This is a genomic window from Pseudomonas sp. EL_65y_Pfl1_R83, from assembly GCF_963970695.1.
In the GTDB taxonomy this organism is placed as follows: domain Bacteria; phylum Pseudomonadota; class Gammaproteobacteria; order Pseudomonadales; family Pseudomonadaceae; genus Aquipseudomonas; species Aquipseudomonas tritici.
On sequence record NZ_CAXAQI010000186.1, the window covers coordinates 1 to 559 of the forward strand.

Here is a 559-nt window from a genome sequence, read left to right on the forward strand (position 1 = left end):
TGGAACGAAGTGAGGAACAAATGCGGAACATGGGCGAATGATTCGCCGGGAGACATGCAGATGACCGCGAACGTCTTGCCTTTTCCATCACGCGGCCTTCCGATCGGCACGAAGAGCTGGGAGGTCGTAAAAGTCGTTGGGCTGCGCGACGCCCTCAACGTACAGTTCGACCATGAAGGCGGGGCCGGGGATCATCTCGCCGTTCTTCCAGCGCAGCCACGTCATCCGGGTAGTGCCAAAATGAGCACCGGCCTCCGCATCGGTGAGCGCCCGCTCCCGTTGCCACTGCTTCAATTTTCCGGGGGCAGCCTTCATTCCGAAGCTGGTAACACTATGCGTTACAATTTGACAATCCCGTGTAACGCGATACGTAGCTGCGCTGTGACCGCGACTGTTCTATCTTTCCTTCGTATGGAGGACATGCCGAACCGCATTCTGGAGCTGCGCCGCGCTGCCGGACTTAGCCAGGAAGAGCTTGGCTTCCGCGTGGGCGTGTCGAAGATGCAAATCTCCGGCATGGAACGCGGCAAGCGCGAGCTGTCGCTGGGCATGATGCGCC

Annotated in this window: 2 protein-coding genes; one reads left to right on the top strand and one right to left on the bottom strand. The window is 59.4% G+C overall.

The features are described 5' to 3' along the window. Positions 1-87: 87 nt before the first annotated feature. Positions 88-315: a hypothetical protein gene (locus tag AACY08_RS28325; RefSeq protein WP_085364575.1), complete on the bottom strand. Its 228-nt coding sequence runs from the start codon at positions 313-315 to the stop codon at positions 88-90. 105 nt (positions 316-420) lie between these two features. Between AACY08_RS28325 and AACY08_RS30730 the strand changes: the two genes are divergently transcribed. Then, positions 421-559: helix-turn-helix transcriptional regulator (locus AACY08_RS30730; RefSeq protein WP_445262055.1), on the top strand; the 139-nt coding region annotated here is incomplete at its 3' end.